Genomic DNA, 2445 nt, shown 5'->3' with positions numbered 1-2445 from the left:
TGGCACAACTGGACCACCGGAGCCACAGCCAAGCGATCCCTGATCGCCTACGACCACTGAGAACATCGGACTCATTCATCTAGGCGGTAGGCCAGGGCAGCGCGCCTCACGCGTCGAGCCCGGCCGCCGTCAGGCCGCGGCGGGCTCTGGCTCGTGCCAGGTACGCCCGCAGTCCGAGCACCACACCGTCGGCCGTTTCCCGCCCCGGGCTCGATGACCAGCTCGCCGGAGCACTGCGGGCACGGCCGAGCGAGCGCCGCTTTGTGGTCGGTCATGTCGAGCGCGGTCTCGACGCTGCGTCTGCCGAGAATGTCATCCGCCCTGGTAGGAGGCATGCACCCGGACTGGCAGTCGTCGGCTCCGTCGCTCGAGTTAATGGGGATTCCGGAAAACGACCAGGTCTACTCGTCGCCCACTTGATCAAGTCGCCAACTGAGTGGGGAAGCTCGGTGAGCGCCAGGCCGGGTGTGAGCCGGGGCCGCCCGCTCGTTCAGTGTCCGGGCCGAGTGTAGGTTCCGATTTGACTTGTCGGTCGGTGGGAACGTGACCTGGCGTTTTTGGGGTGCTGTCCAGGCATCTTGTCGAGGATTCGTCCGATAAATCTGTCGGACTTCTCAGGCGGTGGTGCGGTGTTGGGTTTCGCGCCGGGCGGCTCGGTGGCCCTCGGCTGTGAAGGTGTAGTAGGTGCGGCGTTTGGCGGGGCAGCGGCTGGGGTGCATTGCTTCGAGCCGCTGGGGCCGGGGGACGGACATCCCGGACTGAGTTCGGGACGATCGGAAATCGCTTGTGGTGATCCGATGGGGCGTCGTACGGTCGCCTTCGATGAACGAGACGCCCGAGGTTTTACCGTTGCCGGACCGGAAACCAGTCGGCGCCGCGGTGGCGGGCAGGTTGATCGCCGCGCAGTTCCCGCAGTGGTCCGACCTTGAGGTTCGGCCGGTCGATGCGCAGGGTTGGGACAACTGCACCTTTCGCCTCGGTGACGAGATGCTGGTGCGGCTACCGACTGCCGAGGAGTACGCGCTGGCGGTGGAGAAGGAGCACCGGTGGCTGCCGGTGCTCGCACCCGCGTTGCCGTTGGAGGTCCCGGTTCCGCTGGCCAGAGGCGTGCCCGATGAGAGCTTTCCGCACAGCTGGTCGGTCTATCGGTGGATCGGTGGCGAGCCTGCGGCCCGTGCCGCCGTCGGGGACAAGACGGCGTTCGCCATCAACCTTGCGGAGTTCCTCATGTCTCTGCAGCGGATCGACCCGACAGGTGGACCGGGCCCGGGACTGCACAATTGGTTCCGAGGCGGACCACTGACGACCTACGACGGGTGGGCCCGGGCAGCCCTGGAGACGTTGGACGGCCTGATCCGGATCGAGGCCGCCGAGGAGATCTGGGAACGGGCGTTGCGAGCCTCATGGGATGGTAAGCCAGCCTGGTTCCACGGTGACATGGCCTCGGGGAACCTTCTGGTGAAGGACGGTGCGCTCGCGGCTGTCATCGACTTCGGCACCTGCGGAGTCGGAGACCCGGCCTGCGATCTGTCGATCGCCTGGACGATGCTGACCGGCAAGAGCCGCGCCGCGTTCCGCGATCGGCTAGCGGTAGACGAGGCGACCTGGGAGCGTGGACAAGGCTGGGCACTCTGGAAGGCCCTGGTCGTCTGCGCCGGAGCGGTTCGCGATGGCGACGGCCTCCCGGCGGATGCGTCGGTCGTTCTTGAGGAGATCCTCGCCGCTCATTAGCGGTTGGTCCGAACGACAAGTTGATTACAAGGCATTTGGGCAACGACATCTCTATTCGGTGTTGTCCAGGCTTCTTGTTGGGGTTTGTTCGGGTGATCTGTCGGATTCTTCAGGCCCTGGTGCGGTGTTGTGTTTCGTACCGAGCGGCGCGGTAGCCCTCGGCCGTGAGGGTGTAGAAGTTGCGGGCGTTTGCCGGGGCCGCGGCCTGGCGTGGCTCTGTTCATCCAGGTGACGTTGTCTTCGAGTCGGCTGGTAAGCCACCCTTGCGGGTTGAAGGGTGTCTTTATTGACGCACGGTGGTTGACCTGAAGCTTTGTGATCGCCCACGTATGGGCATGATCAGTGATCGTGGGTCTGCGACTGCGTTACCTGATCTTCTGCCCCAGCTGGGCTGCCTCCTCGTGCTGCGCCGACAGATCGAGCGGCCGCGGCTTTCATGGGCTGACCGTGCCGTGCTCTCCGCTCTCGCCCGGCACCTGCCATCCGCCTTGCGCCGCCATCGGTTGGTCACCCCGGGCACCCTGCTGACCTGGCGCCGCCGTCTGGTGCGCTGGAAATGGCGACAGGCACCAGCCAGGCCCGGTCGGCCACCGATACCGGAAGAGACAGTCGCGCTCATCCAGCGCCTAGCTGTGTTGTCCGAAGAGGTTGGTGATGCGGCTGGCTGGGGTGTGGCAGCTGATTCCGGTGTGGGGTCGGTGGTAGTTGTACCAG

Annotated in this window: 1 protein-coding gene; it reads left to right on the top strand. The window is 65.6% G+C overall.

Going from position 1 to position 2445, the window contains the following annotated elements; all coding sequences use genetic code 11:
* The first annotated feature begins 822 nt into the window (after window positions 1-822).
* Window positions 823-1731 carry an aminoglycoside phosphotransferase family protein gene (locus EEJ42_RS32365; protein WP_123105485.1) on the top strand — a complete coding sequence of 303 codons (909 nt, stop codon included), beginning with the start codon at window positions 823-825 and terminating at the stop codon, window positions 1729-1731.
* The last annotated feature ends 714 nt before the right edge of the window (window positions 1732-2445 follow it).

It is taken from the genome of Streptomyces botrytidirepellens, assembly GCF_003721215.1.
Taxonomy (GTDB): domain Bacteria; phylum Actinomycetota; class Actinomycetes; order Streptomycetales; family Streptomycetaceae; genus Streptomyces; species Streptomyces himastatinicus.
The sequence above is the reverse complement of the archived record's forward strand: the minus strand, read 5'-3'. Positions and strand labels throughout refer to the sequence as shown.